Source organism: Halomonas sp. SL18_1, assembly GCF_055755715.1.
Genome location: NZ_JBVTRK010000001.1, coordinates 1,642,147 through 1,660,912, shown reverse-complemented (window position 1 = coordinate 1,660,912; position 18,766 = coordinate 1,642,147). Strand labels below are relative to the sequence as shown.

Genomic DNA, 18,766 nt, shown 5'->3' with positions numbered 1-18,766 from the left:
ATACATGCAGCGCCTCGACCAGCTGCTCGTGACCCAGGGCCTGGCCCGCTCTCGCACCCGCGCCCAGCGGCTGATCCGCAACGGCCGGGTGCGATTGGCAGAGGGCGGCCGATTGCTCGCCAAGCCCGGCGAGAAGCTCCCCGATAACGCCCAGCTGGCGGTCGAGGACGACCCCGAGGAGCGCTATGTCTCCCGGGCCGGCCTCAAGCTTGAGGCGCTGATCGAGAGCCTGGGCCTCGATCTCAGCGGCCGACTGGTACTCGATGTGGGCCAGTCCACCGGCGGCTTCACCGACTGTGCGCTGCGCTTCGGCGCTCGCCATGTGATCGGCGTGGAGGTGGGCCACGACCAGCTCGACCCGGCGCTGCGGGACGACCCCCGAGTGAGCTGCCTGGAAGGCGTGAACGCCCGGGAGATGGCCGCCGAAACTAGGCTGCAGCAGGCCTTTATCGCCCAGGGCGCCAGCGGACCGGACATCGCCATGATGGATGTCTCCTTCATTTCCCAGCGACTGATCCTGCCCGAGATCGCCGCCCTGCTCGCCCCCGGCGGCGAGCTGCTGTCGCTGGTCAAGCCGCAGTTCGAAGTGGGCCCGAGCGGCGTCAACGCCCGGGGCATCGTCAACGACCCGGCCCGCTACGCCGAGGTGGAGGCGACCCTGCGCACCTGCTGCCAGGCCCTGGGGCTGGCGGTGCTGCACTGGCAGGAGAGCCCGCTGCGCGGCGGCGACGGCAACCGCGAATTTCTGCTGCATGCCGTTCGCGAACCGGACGGCGCCTGACACGCCAGTCGGGCTCAGCGCCCGCCGGCGTCAGCTTCGCCTCCTTCACCGCTGCCACTCTCGAAGTCGCCGGGGTCCCCCGCAGCACCGGGCGGCGGATGTGCCGGGTCGACGACCGGGCGCGATGCGCCGCTGACCACTTTCTGCCGGACACCGTCGGGGCGGTGCAGCCAGACCTCCAGCTGATTGAAAGCGATATCCACCTCATGTTCGGCGAACAGTTCGCCTACCCGGCAGTTGATCTCGTCGGTGGCGTAGAGCCGGTCGCCCAGGGCGTTGACGAACACCCGCAGCTCGAAGTTGAGGGTGCTCTCGCCATAGGCCATGAAGAACACCTGCGGCTCCGGGTCGGCCAGCACCCGGGGATCTCGTCGGCGGCCCGGCGCAGCAGGCGATGCACCAGCGCCTGATCGGAGCCATAAGAGACACGATAGCTAAGCACCACCCGGGTCACGGTATCGGAGAGCGACCAGTTGATCAGCTGGTCGGTGACGAAGGTCTTGTTGGGGATGATGATCTCCTTGCGGTCGAAATCGATCACCGTGGTGGCGCGGATGCGGATGCGACTCACCGTGCCGGTGAGGTTGCCCAGGGTGATGGTGTCGCCGATCCGCGCCGGGCGCTCGAAGAGGATGATCAGCCCCGAGACGAAGTTGGCGAAGATCTCCTGCAGGCCGAAGCCCAGGCCCACGCCCAGCGCCGCCACCAGCCACTGCAGCTGGCTCCAGGCCACCCCCAGGGTAGCCAGCGCCAGCACCAGGCCGGTGCCGACGATCACATAGGAGAGCAGCGAGCTGATGGCGTAGGCGCTGCCCTGCTTGAGCTCCAGGCGGGACAGCACCATCACCTCCAGCAGCCCCGGCAGGTTGCGCGCCAGCATCCCGGTGAAGGCGAGAATCAGCAGGGCGGTGAAGACATCGGAGACCGCCAGCGCGCCGGTTACCAGCTCCACCCCCTCCTGGCGCTCGTCCACTTCCCAGACCGTCACCTGCTCCAGGTAGCCGAGCACCGCCAGCAGGTCGGCCCAGACCAGATAAAGCAACAGCGCGAAGCCCACCAGCAGGATCAGCTTGGAAAGACGCAGCGACTGCTGGTTGATCTGCTCCATGTCCAGAGGCGGTTCCTCGACCACCTCCAGGCCGCCCTCGCCGCCCTCCTGCACCTGGGCGCGTCGCCGTGCCAGGGCCCGCTTGAAGGCCAGTCGCCGAGCCGCCACCGCCAGACCGCGCACCACCGTGGCCTCCACCAGAATCCACATGCCCAGTACATAGAGGGTGACCGCAAAGCGCCCCACCAGGCTCAGGGCGGTGTACTCGTAGCCGGCCACGATCAGCCCCGCAAGTACCAGGGGCACCAGCGCCAGCAACAGCCCCAGCACCAGACGGAACAGCTTGACACCGAAAAAGGGCGTATGAGCCAGGATCAGCCGCGCCAGGATCACACTCATGGCCAGCAGCCCCACCAGCAGTAGCCCCAGCGCCAGCGGACGCGACGCCAGCGGCAGCTCGGCCCCCCGCGCCAGCGCGGCAATGCCCAGCACCGGCACCAGCGACAGCCCCAGCCAGCGCAGCAGGGCGCGCAGCCGTGCCACGTAGCCCGCCGGCCAGTAGAAGTGCTGGGTGGCCACGCCATCGCGAACCAGCAGGCGCCGCGCCCAGGCGATCACTCCCCAGGCCAGCGCCAGCTGCCACAGCGCCTGCCCCAGGTTGACCGCTACCGCATCGCCCCCCACCGCCAGGACGGTGCCCGCCGCCGCCAGCGCCAGCGGCCCCGGTATCGCCAGCAGGGCGTTGAGCGCCACCGCCTGGGGGTATGCCCCTGGCTGTCGCTCTTGAGCCGGCCGATCTGCTCGTGCAGCTCGCTCAGGCGGGCCTTGATGCGCCGTCGCAATCCTACCAGCAGCAGCGCCGCCAGCAGCGGGGGCAGCCCCGCCAGCCCGCGGGCATCGGGGGCCTCCCAGTGGGGCGGCAGGACATGACGCCACTCCCCTTCCTGCCACTCCAGCAGCAGGTTGGCCGGCAGATGCTGCAGCCAGGCCAGCCCCAGAGGGCGGCTGTTGGCCACCCAGAACAGCTGCTCGTCGATGGTGTGGCGCAGCTCGCGTGACGTCGCCATCAGCTGCTGCTGGTTAAGCTGCAGGTCGATGGCCGCGGTCAGCAGGCTGCCGTACGCCTGCTCCAGCTGATCGACCAGCTCGCGGCGGGACTGGTAGAGCCGCAGCAGCGAATCCACCAGCGCCGGGGTTACCTCGACGTCGGCCTCCTCCAGGCGCTGAGTGGCCAACCGCTCGCTCTGGCGCAGCTGGTCGCGCTGGCGGCCCAGGTCGAACTGGCGCAGCCGCAGGTCGGCGATCTCCTCCTGCAGGTCGCGCCGCGGCGCCACCTGGGGCAGCGCCTGGCGCTGCTCGCGCAGGATACGCGACAGCAGCATGCTGCCGCGTACCGCCTCGATCTGCTCGGTCAGACTACGCTCCAGCTGGCGCACATGGTCCAGCTGACGTCGCACCTCGATGCCCTCGCGCACCAGGCTATTGGTCCGGTCGGTGGAGCGCAGCAGCTCGAGACTGAGATCGCGGTTGATCTGCTGGGCACGCAGCACCACCGGATGCCCGGCGGCAATCAGCGGGTCCTCCACCGCGGCATCGGCGATCGCCTGCTCCGAGGCCAGGCGACGCTGGCGGTCGATCACGCTCTGCAGCGTCGCCAGCTCGGCCTCCTGGGTGGCCACCTGGCGATTGAGCAGCTCCTGACGCTGCTGGGCCAGCTCGCGCAGCCGGGTATTGGTGCTCAACTCCAGCTGATGAAAGCGCAGCTCCGCCTCGGCCAGGCGGTGCTCCGCACGACGACGAATCAGCCGAGGGTCATCGGCGGCCAGCGCCTGCGCCTCCACTTCCTCCTGAGCGCGACGCGCCTGCTCGACGCGCTGCATGGCCTCGGCAATGGCCTGCTGAGCGCGCTCCGGCAGGGTCTGCGCCCCCAGCAGCTGAGCGTTGACCTCGGCGAGTTGATCCTGCAGCTGCTGCAGTTCGAGAATCGCCTGCTGCTGACGCGCCTCCAGCTCGGCGATAGGCAGGTCGTTCAGATCGGTGGCGCTCAGCGCCAGCGCCTGCGCCTCCTCCTCGGCCAGCGCTCGCTCGAGGCGCAGCAGTTCATCCGGCGCATCGGCGACGCGCTGCTCAAGCGCTGCCAGGCGTTCCTCGATATGCACCAGCTCACCCAGCGCCTCCTCGGCTGCCTGGAGTGCCTCCAGCTCTCGCTGCACGGCATCGCTGGCGCTCTCCTCGTCGCCAGGCTGCAGCGCCTGGATGCGCTGGGTCACGGCCTCCCGATCGGGCAGTGGCGGTGTGTCCGCCTGGACCAGGGTGGCCAGCAATAGCCAGCTCATCAGCAGGCCCAGGATGAAAGAAACCTTGGTGTGATTCACGCCATTCCTCGATCAAGGGAGCCGGTGCACGCGGCATGATTTTCTGCCGCCGCAACGCCTTTGGCAAACGGCGCCTGCAGCGGTTGACTTGCCGAGGCGTCGTGGTAGAAGTCGGGGTAGAATGCTCTTCTCACCGCTTCGCTTCGAGTCACGCCATGAATATCCGTTCCTTCCTACTTGCCGGCGTTATCCTGGCGGGCGTGCCTGCCACTGGAGCCCTGGCCCAGAGCGATGATCAGCGGATGGATCAGCGCCAGGCCATCGAGTCCCGGATCGAGTCGCTGACCGGCGAAATCGAGCGGCTTCAGCACGAGCTGGAGTCGCTACCCGGGGATGAGCTCTCCCCCTGGACCCAGAGGCCGAGCTGGTGCGCGAAGAGATCGCCCAGCGCCGCCAGCTGGAGCGCGAGTCGACCCGCAACCCGCTCGCCATTACCACCCATCGGCGCAACTACATCTTCCCGATCAGCTACAACGCCAAGCCCAACAAGCCCGCCTTCGCCAACATCAGCAGCGACAACGGCCCGCGCGACGTGGAGGTCAAGTTCCAGTTCAGCGCCAAGGTCAATCTGATCGAAGACCTGTTCGGCGACACCGGCGACCTTTACTTTGCCTTCACCCAGCGCAGCTGGTGGCAGGCCTATAACACCGATGCCTCGTCGCCGTTTCGCGAAACCAACTACGAGCCGGAAGTCTTCATCAATTTCGACAACGCCTGGCGCGCCTTCGGCTGGACCAACGTGCGCAACCGCGTGGCCCTCAACCACCTCTCCAACGGCCGCTCCGAGCCGCTCTCCCGCAGCTGGAACCGGGTCTATCTGGAAAGCATGTTCCAGCGCGGCGACTGGGGGTCAGCATCGCGCCGCACTGGCGAATCCCCGAATCGAAGAACGAGGACGACAACCCCGATATCCACCGCTTCATGGGCTATGGGGATATCACCGTCGCGCGACGCATCCACGGTGACCAGGAAGCCAGCCTGATGGTACGCGGCAACCCCAGTGCCGGCCATATGGGCACTCAGTTCGACTACTCCTGGGAGCTGTTCGGCAATATCCGCGCCCATGTCCAGTACTACTACGGCTACGGCGAGAGCATGATCGACTACGATCATCGCAGCAACCGCCTGAGCCTGGGCTTCAGCCTCAACCCGCTGTTCACCGGTGGCGTCCTCACCCGCTGAGCAGAGCACGCGCGTCGAGCAGCACCCAATTGCCCAAAGCAAGGGGCGCGGGGATAAGCCGAAGAGGAGGTCCTACGCCAGGGATGGCGTCGGTAGCGCCCAAGAAGGGGTTCACAGCGCCTCCTCGCAGGCTTATCCCCAAGCTAGGGAAACCTATGTGCAATAGCACTGAACGCTAAACCCAGCGGATTGAACTCGCTTGCGCGGCTGCTATGCTGAGCCTGTCACTCAACGTCAGAGGAAGACAGCCATGGCATCGCGCACTCCCCACACCGATGAAACCACCCGGCAGCTCAAGGAAGACCTGCACCATCTCACCCAGACCATCGAAGAGCTGGTCAGCGCCACCGCCGACGACTCGCGCAGCAACATCAAGGAACTGCGCGAGCGCGCCGAGCAGCGCCTCAGGGACACCCGCGACCGGCTCGAATCCCGCGGCGAACGCCTCTACGGCGAGGCCCGCGACTCCCTGACCCACCAGGCGGACGCCTGCGACCGCTATGTGCATGAGAACCCCTGGACCAGCGTCGGCCTGGGCGCCGCAGCGGGGATCGTGATCGGCATGCTGATCGGGCGTCGCTGATGACGTCCAGCCAGGGACCGGCACAGCGGGTATTCGGCGCCGGCAAGCGCCTGCTGGGCAGCCTGCTCGATGCCGGCGAGACGCGCCTGCGTCTCGCCGTGCTGGAACTGGAGGAGGAGCGGGCCCGGGTGGCCACCCTGCTGCTGGTCATCGGCCTGAGCCTGGTCATGATCCTGCTCGGCCTGGCGGTGCTGGCACTGCTGGTGGCCGTGCTGTTCTGGGACACCCACCGGGTGGCGGCCATTGCCACCAGCGCCGGGGTGCTGCTCAGCGGCGGCGTGCTGCTGGCCCTGCTGGCCCGTCGCATGGCCCGCCGTCCCACCCTGCTCAAGAACACCCTGACCCAGTTGGCCATCGATCGTGAACTGGTCGCCAAGCAGGAGGCAAGGGAGAGAGCCCGTGACGAATCGCACTCCTGAACGACGGCACCGCGTCTCGCGGCGTCAGCGACGCGCCGAGCGCAAGGCCCTGCTGCTGACCGCCATCGAGCAGCAGCGCATCGACATCTACGTGGAGGCCAGCCGCTGGCGCGACGCCACCCGGCCGATCGACGAAGGCTGGCACACCCTGATGCGCTTCAAGGCGGTGTTTCTCGGCGTGGGCGGCGTGCTGCTGCTCAAGAACGCCCGTCATCCCGGCTCCCTGCTGCGCATCGCCAAACGCCTGACTGCCGGCGCCCTGATGTTGAGACGTGCCAAGCGGCTGCTGGACGCCACGCGCTAGGTCCGGCAGGCGCCTGTACCTACAGCTGCGCCGCCGCCCGGCGCTTCCCTCCCCGGGATTCCCCGGGCGCCCATTTCATCCACGCCTCGCCACGCTCCAAGCGCCGATGCAGAAACTGCCGGGTCTTGTGCTGGCCCTCGCTGCTGTCCCTGGCCCAGACCGCCAGGGTCGCCAGGAACAGACCGGTCAGGGCGATCTCCTCGAGCTGAGCGCGACGCGTTCCATAGGGGGCCTCCAATTCGGCCGCCTCGCGCAGCCACTGCACGGTGCGCGACAGATCGAAGGCCATCGGCACCCAGGTGTGCAGGTGCGGCAGGTGCGCCTTGGTGCGCAGCATCTGCACGGTGACGCGGCGATGGGCGGCGAAGGCATCGAGCCACGCCAGCAGGCAGTGCTCGATTCGCGACCGGGGCGACCAGTCGTGGAAGGTCTCGGGTTTCTGGGCCAGCATGGCCCGCCAGCCGCGCTGGAACCAGGCATTGGCCACGGCGTCGAGGTCGCGAAACTCGGTCAGTACCGCCGACATTGGCAGCTCGAGCGCGCGCGCCACCTCGGTGATACGCACCGCCTCCCAGCCCTGGGCCTCGGCCTGGCGCACCGCCTCCTCGACCACCCGCTCGGTAAAGGCGGTGGACTCGCTGGCGGACGCATCATGCACGGCAATCATGCTCATGTCGCGACTCTCCCTTCGGGTCGTGAATACCTATCAGCAGGATAGACCAAGGGAAAAGACGCGAGACGATGTCCGAAAAGGCGGCGAGCGCAGCCAGTTTCGGGCATCGCCTAAAGGGCGCTGCCGCACGCCACCCCACTGGCCCACGCCCACTGGAAATTGTGCCCGCCCAGCTCACCCGTCACATCCAGCACCTCGCCGATGAAGCGCAATTGAGGCAGCGCCTCCACGGCGAAGGTCTTCGACGATACCGCCCCGGTATCCACCCCGCCCAGGGTCACCTCGGCGGTGCGCCAGCCCTCGGTGCCGGCCGGCTTGAGCCGCCAGGCCCCCAGCCGCTCGGCCCAGGCCTGCAGCCGGGCGTTGCCGCACTCGGCCAGCACCGGGTCGTCGTCGTACCACTCCACCAGCGCCTGGGCCAGGCGCCTGGGCAGCGGCTCGGCCAGCCAGGTGGAGAGCCGGCGCTTCGGGGTGTCCCGGCGCGCTTGGGAAAGCGCCGCGAAGGCGTCCACGCCCGGCAGCAGGTCTATCTCCAGCTCGTCGCCGGGCTGCCAGTAGCTGGAGATCTGCAGCATGGCAGGCCCGGAGAGGCCACGATGGGTAAACAGCAGCGGCTCCCGGTAGTGGCCCAGGGCTTCGCCGTCACGGCGCACGCGCACCGCAACCTCGCAGGACACCCCGGCCAGGGCCTCGGCCCGCGCCCTCCAGCCGGAGGTCAGGGTAAAGGGCACCAGCGCCGGCCGCGTCGGGGTCACCGCCAGGCCGAACTGGCGGGCGATGTCGTAACCCAGGCCCGTGGCGCCCATGGTGGGAATGGAGAGCCCGCCGGTGGCCACCACTACCGCCCCGGCCTCGATGCGCCCCCGGGAGGTGGTCAAGCACATCCCCTCCCCCAGCCGCTCGACGCGCTCCACCGAGGTCTTCAGGGAGAGCGCCACGCCGGCCCACTCGCACTCGGTGAGCAGCAGTGCCACGATCTGCTTGGCGGAATCGGCGCAGAACAGCTGCCCCGGCGTCTTCTCCACGTAGTCGACCCCGTGGCGCTCCACCAGCTCGACGAAGTGCTCGGGGCGGTAGCGCTTGAGCGCCGAGATGCAAAAGTGCGGGTTATCGGAGAAGAAATGGGCCGGGGTGGAGGCCAGGTGGGTGAAGTTGCAGCGCCCGCCGCCGGACATCAGGATTTTCCTGCCCGCCCGGTTGGCGTGGTCCACCACCAGCACCCGCCGTCCGGCGTAGCCGGCGGTCAGGGCGCACATCAGCCCCGCCGCCCCGGCGCCGATCACCACTACGTCATAGGTCATGCCTCTTCCTTCCCGCCGCGCCCAGAGTCAGGGCGCGCATTCTCAGCAGACCCAGATGGGCCGATGCCGAACCGCCTGGGTGTTGACATTAACATGACGCTGGACGCTTCATGTACAATACCTGTACATATAGTAATCCGCTATGGGAAACTTGCGCATTGTCGTCACACTCCAAACAGTGGAATAGCGTAACCTGTCAGCCAGCCGCCAAGGACTGCGCGGCTTGTCATTGTCGTTGTTCATACCGCGAGCTCCTATGACCACATCGCCGCCTTTTCGCACCGCGCTGCTAGCTGGGCTACCGCTGCTGCTGCTCTTGCTTTCCACCATTCCCGCAGCAGGGTCCGCCAACGAACGCACCCCGGTGATCGCCTCCCGGGTGGCCGTCGAGCCCTGGTCCGACCCGCTGGAGGCGCTGGGCACCCTGCGCGCCGACGAGAGCGTGACGCTCTCCGCCACGGTGACCGAGACCGTGGCGGAGCTGAATTTTCGCGACGGCGACGTAGTAGAGGCCGGCGAGCTGCTGGTGCGGCTGGCCGACGACGAGCAGCAGGCCAACCTGCGCGCCGCCCAGGCGCTGCGTGACGAGCGGCGCAACGCGGTCAACCGCCTGGCCCAGCTGCAGAGCCGCAACATGGCCCCGCGCGCCGACGTGGAGGACAGCCAGGCGCGGCTGCGCCAGGTAGAGGCGGAGATCCAGGGCCTGGAGGCGCGGCTGGCCAACTACCGCCTGCGCGCCCCCTTCGCAGGCCGGGTGGGCTTTCGCAATATCAGCGTGGGCAGCCTGGTCACCCCCGGCACGGCGCTGGTCACCCTGGACAAGCTCGACGTGATGAAGCTCGACTTCAGCGTGCCGGAGCTGTTCCTGGCGATCCTCGAGCCGGGCCTTGCGCTGACCGCTCGCAGCGCCGCCTTCCCGGAAGAGACCTTCGAGGGCGAGGTGGCCAGCGTCGGCTCTCGGGTCGACCCGGTGAGCCGCAGCGTGACGGTGCGTGCCGAGCTGGCCAATCCCGAGCTGCGCCTGCGCCCGGGCATGCTGATGGAGGTGGTGGTGCAGCGCCGCCCCCGGGACGCCGTGGTGGTACCGGAGAGCGTGCTGATTCCCAGCGGCCAGCGCCAGTTCGTGATGGTGATCGACGAGGCCAACGACAACCGCCTGGAGCGGCGCCGGGTGACGGTGGGCGAGCGGCGCACCGGCCAGGCGGAGATTCTCGAGGGCCTGGCGGCCGGCGAGCTGGTGGTGAGCCACGGCCTGCAGCGCACCCACGAGGGCGAGAGCGTGCGGCTGCTGGGCATCGCCGATGACGCCACCTCGATCCGCGAGATCCTCGAGGCGACCCGCGGCGAGGACAGCGCCTGATGCGCCTCTCCGACCTCTCCGTGCAGCGCCCGGTGCTGGCCACCGTGCTGGCGCTGCTGATCGTGGCCTTCGGCCTGCTGGCCATGGACCGCCTGCCGCTGCAGGAGTACCCCTCCATCGACCCGCCGGTGGTCTCCATCGACACCCGCTATCCCGGGGCCTCGGCCAGCGTGGTGGAGACCCGCATCACCCAGCTGCTGGAGGATCGCATCGCCGGGGTCGAGGGGATCGAGCTGATCACCTCCTCCAGCCAGGACGGCCGCTCGCGGATCAATATCGAGTTTCGCCTGGACATGGATATCGACGCCGCGGCCAACGATGTCCGCGACCGGATCTCCGGGGCGCTGCGCAACCTGCCCGACGACGCCGACCCGCCCGAGGTCCAGAAGGCCGACTCCAGCGAGGAGGTGGTGCTGTGGCTGTCGCTCTCCGGCGAGGGGTACAGCGTGCCCGAGCTGACCGACTACGCCGACCGCTACCTGGTGGATGGCTTCTCGGTGCAGCCGGGCGTGTCGCGGGTGCGGGTCGGGGGCGGGCGCGAGTACGCCATGCGGGTGTGGCTCGACCGCAACGCCCTGGCGGCACGCCACCTGACGGTGAGCGACGTGGAGAGCGCGCTGCGAGCCGAGAACGTGGAGCTGCCGGCGGGCGCCATCGAGTCCCGGGACCGCCAGTTCCGGGTGCGCCTGCCGCGAAGCTTCAACCAGCCCGGCGACTTCGAGCGGCTGGCGCTGACCCAGGGCGACGATGGCTACCTGGTGCGCCTGGGCGACGTGGCCCGGGTGGAGATCGGCTCGGTGGAGGATCGCTCGGTGTTTCGCGCCAACGGCGTGCCCATGGTGGGGCTGGGGATCATGAAGCAGTCCACCGCCAACGTGCTGGAGGTCTCCCAGGGCGTGCAGGCGGAGCTGGCACGGATCCAGGAGAGCCTGCCGGAGGGCATGTCGCTCTCCCTCAACTACGACGCCTCGGTGTTCGTCTCCGGCGCTATCCAACAGGTGGTGATTACCCTGTTCATCGCCCTGGGGCTGGTGGTGGTGGTGATCTTCCTGTTCCTGGGCAACGTGCGCACCACCCTGATTCCGGCGGTGACGGTACCGGTGGCGATGATCGGCGCCTTCATGGCGCTGGCGCTGATGGGCTTCTCGATCAACCTGCTGACCCTGCTGGCCCTGGTGCTGGCCATCGGCCTGATCGTCGACGATGCCATCGTGGTGCTGGAAAACATCCACCGGCGCATGCACGACTACGGCGAGACGCCGCTGGTGGCGGCCTTTCGCGGCACCCGCCAGATCGCCTTCGCAGTGATCGCCACCACCCTGGTGCTGATCGCGGTGTTCGTGCCGTTGGGCTTTCTGCAGGGCAACGTGGGCCGGCTATTCACCGAGTTCGCCCTGACCATGGCCGCCGCGGTGGCCATCTCCAGCGTGCTGGCGCTGTCGCTGACGCCAATGATGGCCTCCAAGATCCTCAAGCCCTCGATGCACGAGGGGCGCATCGCCCTGGCCGTGCAGTGGTTGCTGGAGCTCTCCCAGCGGGTCTACCGCTTCCTGTTGGTGTGGGTGCTCAAGGCGCGCGTGGCGGTGCTGGCGGTGTTCGTGGCGCTGATCGCCGCCACGGTGTGGCTGGCCGACCTGCTGCCCAGCGAGTATACCCCCCAGGAGGACCGCGGCAGCTTCATCATCCTGGTCAACGGGCCCGAGGGCGCCACCTTCGACTATGTGATGGACTACATGGACGAGATCGAGACGCGCCTGGAACCGCTGCGTGAGGCCGGCGAGCTGGAGCGGGTGCTGGTACGCGCCCCGCGCGGCTTCGGCAATATCGAGAACTTCAACGGCGGCTTCGTAATCATCGGCATGGCCCCCGGGGGAGCGGCGCGACGCCTGGACCATCATGGACGAGGTGCGCGGCAAGCTGGCGGGCCTGCCCGGCGTGCAGGCCTTCCCGGTGATGCGCCAGGGCTTCGGCCAGCGCATCAGCAAGCCGGTGGAGTTCGTGCTGGGCGGCGGCACCTATGACGAGCTGGCCGAGTGGCGCGACACCCTGATGGACCATATCCGCGAGGACAACCCCCGGCTGATCGGGCTGGACAGCGACTACCGCGAGACCCAGCCGCAGCTCAGGGTGGACATCGACTATGCCCGGGCCGCCGACCTGGGAGTCACCGTCACCGAGATCGGCCGCACCCTGGAGGTGCTGCTGGGCGGGCGCACCATGACCCGCTACCTGGACAACGGCCAGGAGTACGACGTCATCGTGGAGGGCGAGCGGGCCAGCCAGACAAGCCCCCGTGCCCTGGACAACATCCAGGTGCGCTCGTCGCGCTCGGGGGAGCTGATCCCCCTGGCCAGCCTGGTCAGCTTTACTGATTACGCCGGTGCCAGCACCCTGAACCGCTTCAACCGGCTGCGCGCCATCACCCTCGAGGCCAACCTGGCCGACGGCTACTCCCTGGGCGAGGCGCTGGACTACCTGGAGGCCGCCGCCGCCGAGGTGCTGCCCGGCCAGGCGCAGACCGACGTGGCCGGCGCCTCCCGCGACTTCCGCCAGGCCAGCGGTGCCACCACCTTCCTGCTGATCCTCGGCGCGCTGGTGGTATTCCTGGTGCTGGCCGCCCAGTTCGAGAGCTTCATCCACCCCTTCGTGATCATGCTCACCGTGCCGCTGGCGATGAGCGGCGCCATGCTGGGGCTGTTCGTCACCGGCCAGTCGCTGAACATCTACAGCCAGGTGGGGCTGGTCATGCTGATCGGCCTGGCGGCCAAGAACGGCATCCTGATCGTGGAGTTCGCCAACCAGCTGCGCGATCAGGGCCGCGCCTTCCGCGACGCCCTGCTCGACGCCTCGGTAACCCGCCTGCGGCCGATCCTGATGACCGCGGTGACCACCATGGCCGGCTCGATTCCGCTGATCGTCTCCAGCGGCGCCGGCAGCGAGTCGCGCATGGTGATCGGCACCGTGATCCTCTGCGGCGTGGCCGCCGCCACCCTGTTCACGCTGTTCGTGGTGCCGGTGGCCTACGACCTGCTGGCCCGCCACACCGGCTCGCCCGGCGACGTGAAGCGCCAACTGGAAGAGGAGATGGCCGAGGCGCCGACCGGGCGCTAGGCTTTGTCCGAAAAGTCGGCGAGCGAAGGCCAGACAAGGCAAAAATCGGCGAAAAGACGGAGTTTACGGGGTGTAAATGAGTACTTTGATCGGACTCGCGCACGAGCCGATTTTTAACGCCGTATGGTCGAGCGCAACCAGTTTTCAGACAGAGCCTTGTGTCTCTCCGGGCTTGTTGATTAGCTACCAGCAGGCCTGGCATCAGGGTGAGCATCCACAGAGCCTGAGGCGCAACAGCCTGGGATTTAGATTATGCCCCCTGATGCCCTCTATCTCGATAGCTTGAATGGTATCCAAGCCCCTCCCAACCCGGAGTGAGGCTGCACGAACAAGGAAAGGCGACGAGAGCATGGCAGTGATCGGTATCGACGTCAGCAAGCAGAAGATCGACTGCGCCTGGCTGCGCGATGTGGCGAGCGGCAAGGTCAAGACCCGTGTATTCCCTAATCGTCGGCAGGACTTTCCTCGCTTGCTTGAATGGCTCGAACACCAGACCGGGGAGCCACAGGATCAGTTGCATGTGTTGATGGAGGCCACCGGCATCTATCACGAAACGCTCGCGTATTGGCTGCATGCTGCCGGCATCCAGGTTTATGTCCTCAACCCCGCGCAGGTGCGCGACTTCTCCCGAAGCCTGGGAGTACGCGGCAAAACGGATAAGAAGGACAGTGTGGTGCTGGCACGCTATGGCGCGACGCAACGACCTGAGGCTTGGAAGCCGGAGCCCGAGGAAGTGCGCAAGCTCAAGGCGCTGGCAGCGAGACTCGACGCGCTGGACAAGGACATCCAGCGTGAGCGAAACCGGCGCGAGAAAGCCGAGTTCGCCATGGCAAGCGATATCCTCCGCTCGATCGATGACATCCTGTTGGCATTGACTCGTGAGCGGGATCGCCTCCAACAGGAGATCGATGACCACCTCGATCAGCACCCTGGCTTGAAGCAGGATCGCGCCTTGTTGCAAACAATTCCCGGCATTGGCCCTGCGGTATCTCTCCGACTGTTGGCGATGCTGCGTAGCCGCGCTTTCGAAAGCGCCCGCCAGGCCGCGGCGTTTGCGGGGCTTGTGCCTGTTAGTTGGGAATCGGGCAGCTCCGTACGTGGGCGGCCTCGCTTGTCGAAAGCCGGCAATCCGAAACTGAGGCAGAGCCTGTACATGGCAGCCGTTGTCGGGCTGAGGCGGAATCCGGATATCTCCGCGCTATACCAGCGGCTTACAACAAACGGCAAGAGCAAAATGGCGGCCTTGGGGGCGGCGATGCGGAAGCTAATCCACATCGCCTACGGTGTCCTCAAGACCCAGACCGAATATCGGCCACAAACCGCCTGATGGAATGTTTGTGGCCGGTTAGGAGAGATGGTATCTAAGGCCCGACGACTGGCTGCCCTCGAATCGCCCGGCCCAACGGCGCAGCCCCGCGGCGGCTGGGTGCTTCAAGGCACCGCTGCAGGGCGTCCGCGACGCCTGATTTTCGGTGCGCGGCCAGCATCCGAGGACTACCCTGAGAGGTGGGATCATAACCTGTTCAAGGAGGTCCCCAATGACAACATCAACCCCCTGTCGAACCCTGCTTGGCGGTACCCTCGCCCTACTGTTGACCACCCTTGGCGCCTTCGCCAGCGGTCCCGCCCACGCCGATGAAGCGCCGCTCTATGATCGTCTCGGCGGCCTGCCGGCCATCTCCCTGGCCGTCAGCGAGTTCGTCGATGACTTCGTTCAAGACCCGCTGATCATGGCCAACCCGGCGGTGGCCGAACAGAAGACCGCCCAAGCCGCTCCCTATATCAAGTTCCAGGTGACGGCTCTGGTCTGCGAGCTCAGCGGCGGCCCCTGCCAGTACACCGGCAAGGACATGCGCGAGGCCCATGACGGGCTCGGTGTTACGGCCGAAGAGTGGGATCGCATGGTGGAAATCTTCGTGGCGACCCTGGATAGCCTGGAGGTGCCCGAAGCGGAGCAGCAGGAACTGCTCGGCCTGCTCGGCCCCACCCGTGACGACATCGTGGTGGCGGGCGGCTGACCTTCAGCCCCCAGCGAACGCCATGCCGGCACGCGAGCCAGCGCCCATCGGGTGTACCGATGGGCGCTTTTCTTTGGTTCTTCGCACTTTCGCGCTTACCGCGGCCTGCCCCGCCCGCCTCAGGCTGGCAAGCAGGGCGGCAGGCACTCAGCAGTCGCCGAGGCGCTCGCCGTTCACGGTGGTGCGCATGGTCATCTCGCCCATGGGGAGTCGGCCACCACGTTGATGTTGCCTTCGACGGTCTCGCCCAGGAAGTCCATGCGACCGTCGATGTCGGCCTGGCCACCCTCGGCATAGCAGACCATCTGGTAGTCGATGCCGTCGGCGGAGACGTTGTGCTCGAGCAGCTCGCAGTCGTCTTCCACTTCCAGGAACTGGAAGTCGGCGTCGTCGAGATCACCCTGAACGATGCACTCCTGATGAGTCTCGGTCTGGTCGGGGATCGGGATGTCACCTTCCACCGTGGTGGTGCTGGTGAACTGCCACTGCCCCGGCACGATATTGGGACTGCCCGCCACGGCGGTCAGCGGCAGGGCCAAAGCGGCAGCGGCTAGCAGGGAACGAAACGGCATGGAGTCTCTCCGGTCGATTATTGCGTGTGGTCGAGTACCGTCCTTGGCCGGCACGTCCCACAGCTTACCGCAGTCGGCCGACGATGGGGAAAGCGTTGGTCGCCAGCGCCAGCTCCGACACCGGCATCGGGCGGCCGAACAGGTAGCCCTGAAAATCACCCCGAGCCCCAGGCTGTCGGCCAGCTGCCGGCAGGCGGTCTCCAGCACCCAGTGGCCGATGGGCAGGATCAGGCGGTTCTGCTCGGCCAGGGGAATGAGGCACTCCCACTTCAGTTGCACTCCGGGGAAGGCGGGATCATCGGAAGGACACCAAAGGACTATTTGGACTCAACGCGCAAGATGGCATCTCCCCACCATTTGCGACTAGCAATTCCCTGTTGAATGAAGGCCGCATGGCTACCAATCTTTAACAATAAATAACAATTAGCGAGGGGAAGGGCATGACCACTTCATCAGGATCAGGACTACCACAAAAGCTCTCCCCGCTGGCCATGCTCATGGCCAGTTCAGCGCTCACACTTTCGCTGGCAGGCTGCGAAACGACGGGCAGCGGTTGGAATCCCGACACCATTGGCGGCTTGGTGGGTGGTGGAACGGGTGCCCTGATTGGTTCGCAGGTCGGTGGTGGTCGGGGGAGGATTCTAGCCACGGGAGCCGGCGCCGTTGCCGGTGCGCTGATCGGCCGGGAGATTGCACGCCACCTGAGTCAGCCCGGCCAAGAGCAAATGGTACAGGCCAATCAGCGGGCCCTGGAGACAGGGCAGCCGCAAGAGTGGCAGGACCCCGAGACCGGTGCCAGTGGCCGCACGGAGGTCACCGAACGCAGCACACAGCGCAGCCAGGTCCCCGTCAGCGTCAAGCGGGACCGCGTGGAGCAGCTGCCTCCCATCGACCTGATTGGCGAAACCTACGTTGCCGACAGCAGCAGCAATGTCCGTGGCGGACCCAGCACCGAATATCGCAGTGTCGGTTCGCTGGCAGCGGGGCAGCACGTGCAGGTTGTCGGCAAAGTGCAAGGGCGCGACTGGTACCTCATCTCGGAAGATGGTGCAGCCAGCGGCTTTGTGGCAACGCGACTGCTGCGCCCAGCACCGGCCGGGCAGCGGCCCTCCGCTCCGACTCAACCCGCTTCCGGCGCGGATACGATGCTGGTCGATGCCAACCAGACCTGCAGTATCAACTCCACCACCGTGACACAGCCGGATGGCTCCACCGTCGAAGACCGCATACGCATCTGCCAGGGTCCCGATGGCTACATCATCGAAGAAGTTTGACAGCTGCGGCGCCATACTCTTTTAGGGGCAGCGTGATGGCGAAATCAAGGCAATCGTGCGGCAACAACCGACCGGCAACAATTGGCTGCGCACTCGAATACTCTTATTATTCTGCCTGGCTCAAACTGGCGCAGTGCCTGTTTTTCATTGCACTATTTCTGGCACTGCTACCACTGGCACTGCTTTCCCCAACCTCCCCGGCACACGCCTCTCAAGAACTTCTTTCAGGAACCTGGTCAGGCACTTACAACTGCGGCCGCAACGAGAACACCTTTACGCTCAGGGTGGAAGAAGAAGCACACGGCATGGTATCGGGCGTGTTCGAGTTCGCCATCCCCCGCCGAGAAGCGGGTTCCTACGATATTCAGGGCATCATCTCCGATACCAGCCGCCAGTTTCATCTAATGCCAGGCGACTGGATCGTACACCCCAGGGGATACTTCCCCGTTAGTTTGACAGGCAGAATCGATGACAACCGTCTGAGCATCGAGGGTGAGCTACCCGAATGCACACGCCAGCAAGGCGGCGGACACTTTCACGCGACCCGCAACGCAGGCAACCTGGAGGAAGGTCGGCCACGCTCTCTACCAATTCGCCGTCAGCCTCCGACACACAGCCCCAGGCAACGTCGGTGGTGTCGGAAGAGCGTGCCACACCACAACCGCCGGCAGCACTTGAGCCTGACCGCTCTCCCTCCGAGCCAACCGAAGCGCAGAAGGCGATCGAGTTCCCCCCCATCAGCGGGGCCTATATCGGCTACTACATTTGCCAACAAGGCTACACCACGCTCACGCTTTCCCTTCTTGCCGACGCCGAGGGCGCCCTGACAGGCACCTTCGCCTTCAAGCCGCCGGGACAAAACCAAGAAGCCCGTTACTCCCTGAAAGGCCAGTACACAGCCAGCAGCGGGCGATTTCAGCTCGAACCGGATCGGTGGATGAGTTCTGCACCTCTGGGATACAGGATGGTCGGCGTCACCGGACGCTACGATGTGGAGTTGGACACCCTCGAAGCCAGCATACCGGCGCCTGGCTGCAGCACGGTGGAGATTTCACGCAACCACGTCCTCACCGCCCGGCTGCTGCGCGAGGCCAAAGAGACGCAGCGTCAACTGGACAATCTGCCGCCCGCGGCCATCGCTACCGGACAATTTCCCGAAGCCTGCCTGGCTTTCCGCAGCTGGAGCTCGCGGGTCGCTGAAGAATACCCGGAAGCCAACCTGGACCGGACGCCGCTTGGCCAGACCTATCCCCGGATCATGAACCTGTTCGAAGATGAGTATTTCACCCGCTATTTTGGCCGGCCCTACGACCGACTCAGCGAGGCACAGCGCTCCCGGATCGGCACACAGGTCATGCGCCAATGCTTCCGGAGCCCGCAGCTCAGCGGCATGGCGCTCTGGAAACGTACGCTGGAGCGCCCTTTCATTCTGAAGGCTGGCAGCTTTTCTCACGCCCAGGTGATGGGGGCGTGATTGAGCGTCGTCAGCTACGCCAAGAATTGAGCGACACCATTGAGGCTATCGCTGCCCTGCCCCCCGAGGCGGCATCCTGGTCCCGGGCAGCCGAGTATGAACAGCGCAGCGAAAAGTTCGCCATCCTCTGGCCATCCGAGGTCCGGGCGCTCAGCGAAGCGCTTCACGCCGCCAAGCAGCGTGCCGCCGCTCCGCCCTGGAAGCCAGTCTCCAGGCGCGGCTGCAGTCCGCTCGAGGCTTCGCTGGCATACAGGCTCTCGATCAGTTCCCTGATAACAACGCCGAGCTGTT

At 66.5% G+C, this 18,766-nt stretch carries 13 protein-coding genes and 3 pseudogenes; 11 read left to right on the top strand and 5 right to left on the bottom strand.

Annotated elements, in window-relative coordinates; all coding sequences use genetic code 11:
• Positions 1–4 precede the first annotated feature (4 nt).
• Positions 5–781 carry a TlyA family RNA methyltransferase gene (locus tag ACSJDS_RS08405; protein WP_473032877.1) on the top strand — a complete coding sequence of 259 codons (777 nt, stop codon included), beginning with the start codon at positions 5–7 and terminating at the stop codon, positions 779–781.
• 14 nt (positions 782–795) lie between these two features.
• Here the strand turns inward: ACSJDS_RS08405 and mscK are convergent.
• Positions 796–4,165 (bottom strand): annotated as a pseudogene (gene mscK, locus ACSJDS_RS08400) (mechanosensitive channel MscK).
• Between the two features lie 212 nt (positions 4,166–4,377).
• A complete protein-coding gene (locus ACSJDS_RS08395) occupies positions 4,378–4,515 on the bottom strand; it encodes a hypothetical protein (protein ID WP_473032876.1) in 138 nt (45 codons plus the stop codon).
• A gap of 56 nt (positions 4,516–4,571) precedes the next feature.
• Here ACSJDS_RS08395 and ACSJDS_RS08390 point away from each other — a divergent pair.
• From ACSJDS_RS08390 to ACSJDS_RS08375, 4 genes and pseudogenes are all read left to right on the top strand, one after another.
• A pseudogene (locus tag ACSJDS_RS08390) lies at positions 4,572–5,386 on the top strand (phospholipase A).
• 250 nt (positions 5,387–5,636) lie between these two features.
• On the top strand, positions 5,637–5,969 hold the full coding sequence (locus ACSJDS_RS08385; protein WP_473032874.1) for an ElaB/YgaM/YqjD family protein: 333 nt from the start codon (positions 5,637–5,639) through the stop codon (positions 5,967–5,969).
• The gene (locus ACSJDS_RS08380) at positions 5,969–6,388 is read left to right on the top strand and encodes a phage holin family protein (protein WP_473032872.1); all 420 of its coding nucleotides are present in this window, start codon (positions 5,969–5,971) and stop codon (positions 6,386–6,388) included. The genes ACSJDS_RS08385 and ACSJDS_RS08380 overlap by 1 nt, the downstream gene beginning before the upstream one ends.
• Positions 6,369–6,692 carry a YqjK family protein gene (locus ACSJDS_RS08375; RefSeq protein WP_473032871.1) on the top strand — a complete coding sequence of 108 codons (324 nt, stop codon included), beginning with the start codon at positions 6,369–6,371 and terminating at the stop codon, positions 6,690–6,692. The genes ACSJDS_RS08380 and ACSJDS_RS08375 overlap by 20 nt, the downstream gene beginning before the upstream one ends.
• 19 nt (positions 6,693–6,711) lie before the next feature.
• Here the strand turns inward: ACSJDS_RS08375 and ACSJDS_RS08370 are convergent, their stop codons facing one another.
• Both ACSJDS_RS08370 and ACSJDS_RS08365 read right to left on the bottom strand, forming a co-directional pair.
• Complete coding sequence (locus ACSJDS_RS08370; RefSeq protein WP_473032870.1) at positions 6,712–7,365, bottom strand: hypothetical protein; 654 nt, start codon at positions 7,363–7,365, stop codon at positions 6,712–6,714.
• 110 nt (positions 7,366–7,475) lie between these two features.
• Positions 7,476–8,666: a BaiN/RdsA family NAD(P)/FAD-dependent oxidoreductase gene (locus ACSJDS_RS08365; RefSeq protein WP_473032869.1), complete on the bottom strand. Its 1,191-nt coding sequence runs from the start codon at positions 8,664–8,666 to the stop codon at positions 7,476–7,478.
• A 256-nt stretch (positions 8,667–8,922) separates the two neighbouring features.
• Between ACSJDS_RS08365 and ACSJDS_RS08360 the strand changes: the two genes are divergently transcribed.
• The 4 genes and pseudogenes from ACSJDS_RS08360 (at position 8,923) to ACSJDS_RS08345 (ending at position 15,155) form a co-directional block, all read left to right on the top strand.
• On the top strand, positions 8,923–10,026 hold the full coding sequence (locus tag ACSJDS_RS08360; protein WP_473032868.1) for an efflux RND transporter periplasmic adaptor subunit: 1,104 nt from the start codon (positions 8,923–8,925) through the stop codon (positions 10,024–10,026).
• Positions 10,026–13,137: pseudogene (locus ACSJDS_RS08355) on the top strand (efflux RND transporter permease subunit). Before ACSJDS_RS08360 ends, ACSJDS_RS08355 begins: the two are co-directional and overlap by 1 nt.
• 349 nt (positions 13,138–13,486) lie before the next feature.
• On the top strand, positions 13,487–14,464 hold the full coding sequence (locus ACSJDS_RS08350) for an IS110 family RNA-guided transposase (RefSeq protein ID WP_473032061.1): 978 nt from the start codon (positions 13,487–13,489) through the stop codon (positions 14,462–14,464).
• Positions 14,465–14,675: 211 nt separating this feature from the next.
• Positions 14,676–15,155, top strand: a complete 480-nt coding sequence (locus ACSJDS_RS08345) for a group I truncated hemoglobin (protein WP_473032867.1) — start codon at positions 14,676–14,678, stop codon at positions 15,153–15,155.
• 191 nt (positions 15,156–15,346) lie between these two features.
• Here the strand turns inward: ACSJDS_RS08345 and ACSJDS_RS08340 are convergent, their stop codons facing one another.
• Positions 15,347–16,006, bottom strand: coding sequence for a DUF3617 domain-containing protein (locus ACSJDS_RS08340; RefSeq protein WP_473032866.1), 660 nt, complete (start codon positions 16,004–16,006; stop codon positions 15,347–15,349).
• A gap of 161 nt (positions 16,007–16,167) precedes the next feature.
• Here ACSJDS_RS08340 and ACSJDS_RS08335 point away from each other — a divergent pair, with 161 nt between their 5' ends.
• A complete protein-coding gene (locus ACSJDS_RS08335; protein WP_473032865.1) occupies positions 16,168–17,001 on the top strand; it encodes an SH3 domain-containing protein in 834 nt (277 codons plus the stop codon).
• A 631-nt stretch (positions 17,002–17,632) separates the two neighbouring features.
• A complete protein-coding gene (locus tag ACSJDS_RS08330) occupies positions 17,633–18,475 on the top strand; it encodes a hypothetical protein (RefSeq protein ID WP_473032864.1) in 843 nt (280 codons plus the stop codon).
• Positions 18,476–18,766 lie beyond the last annotated feature (291 nt).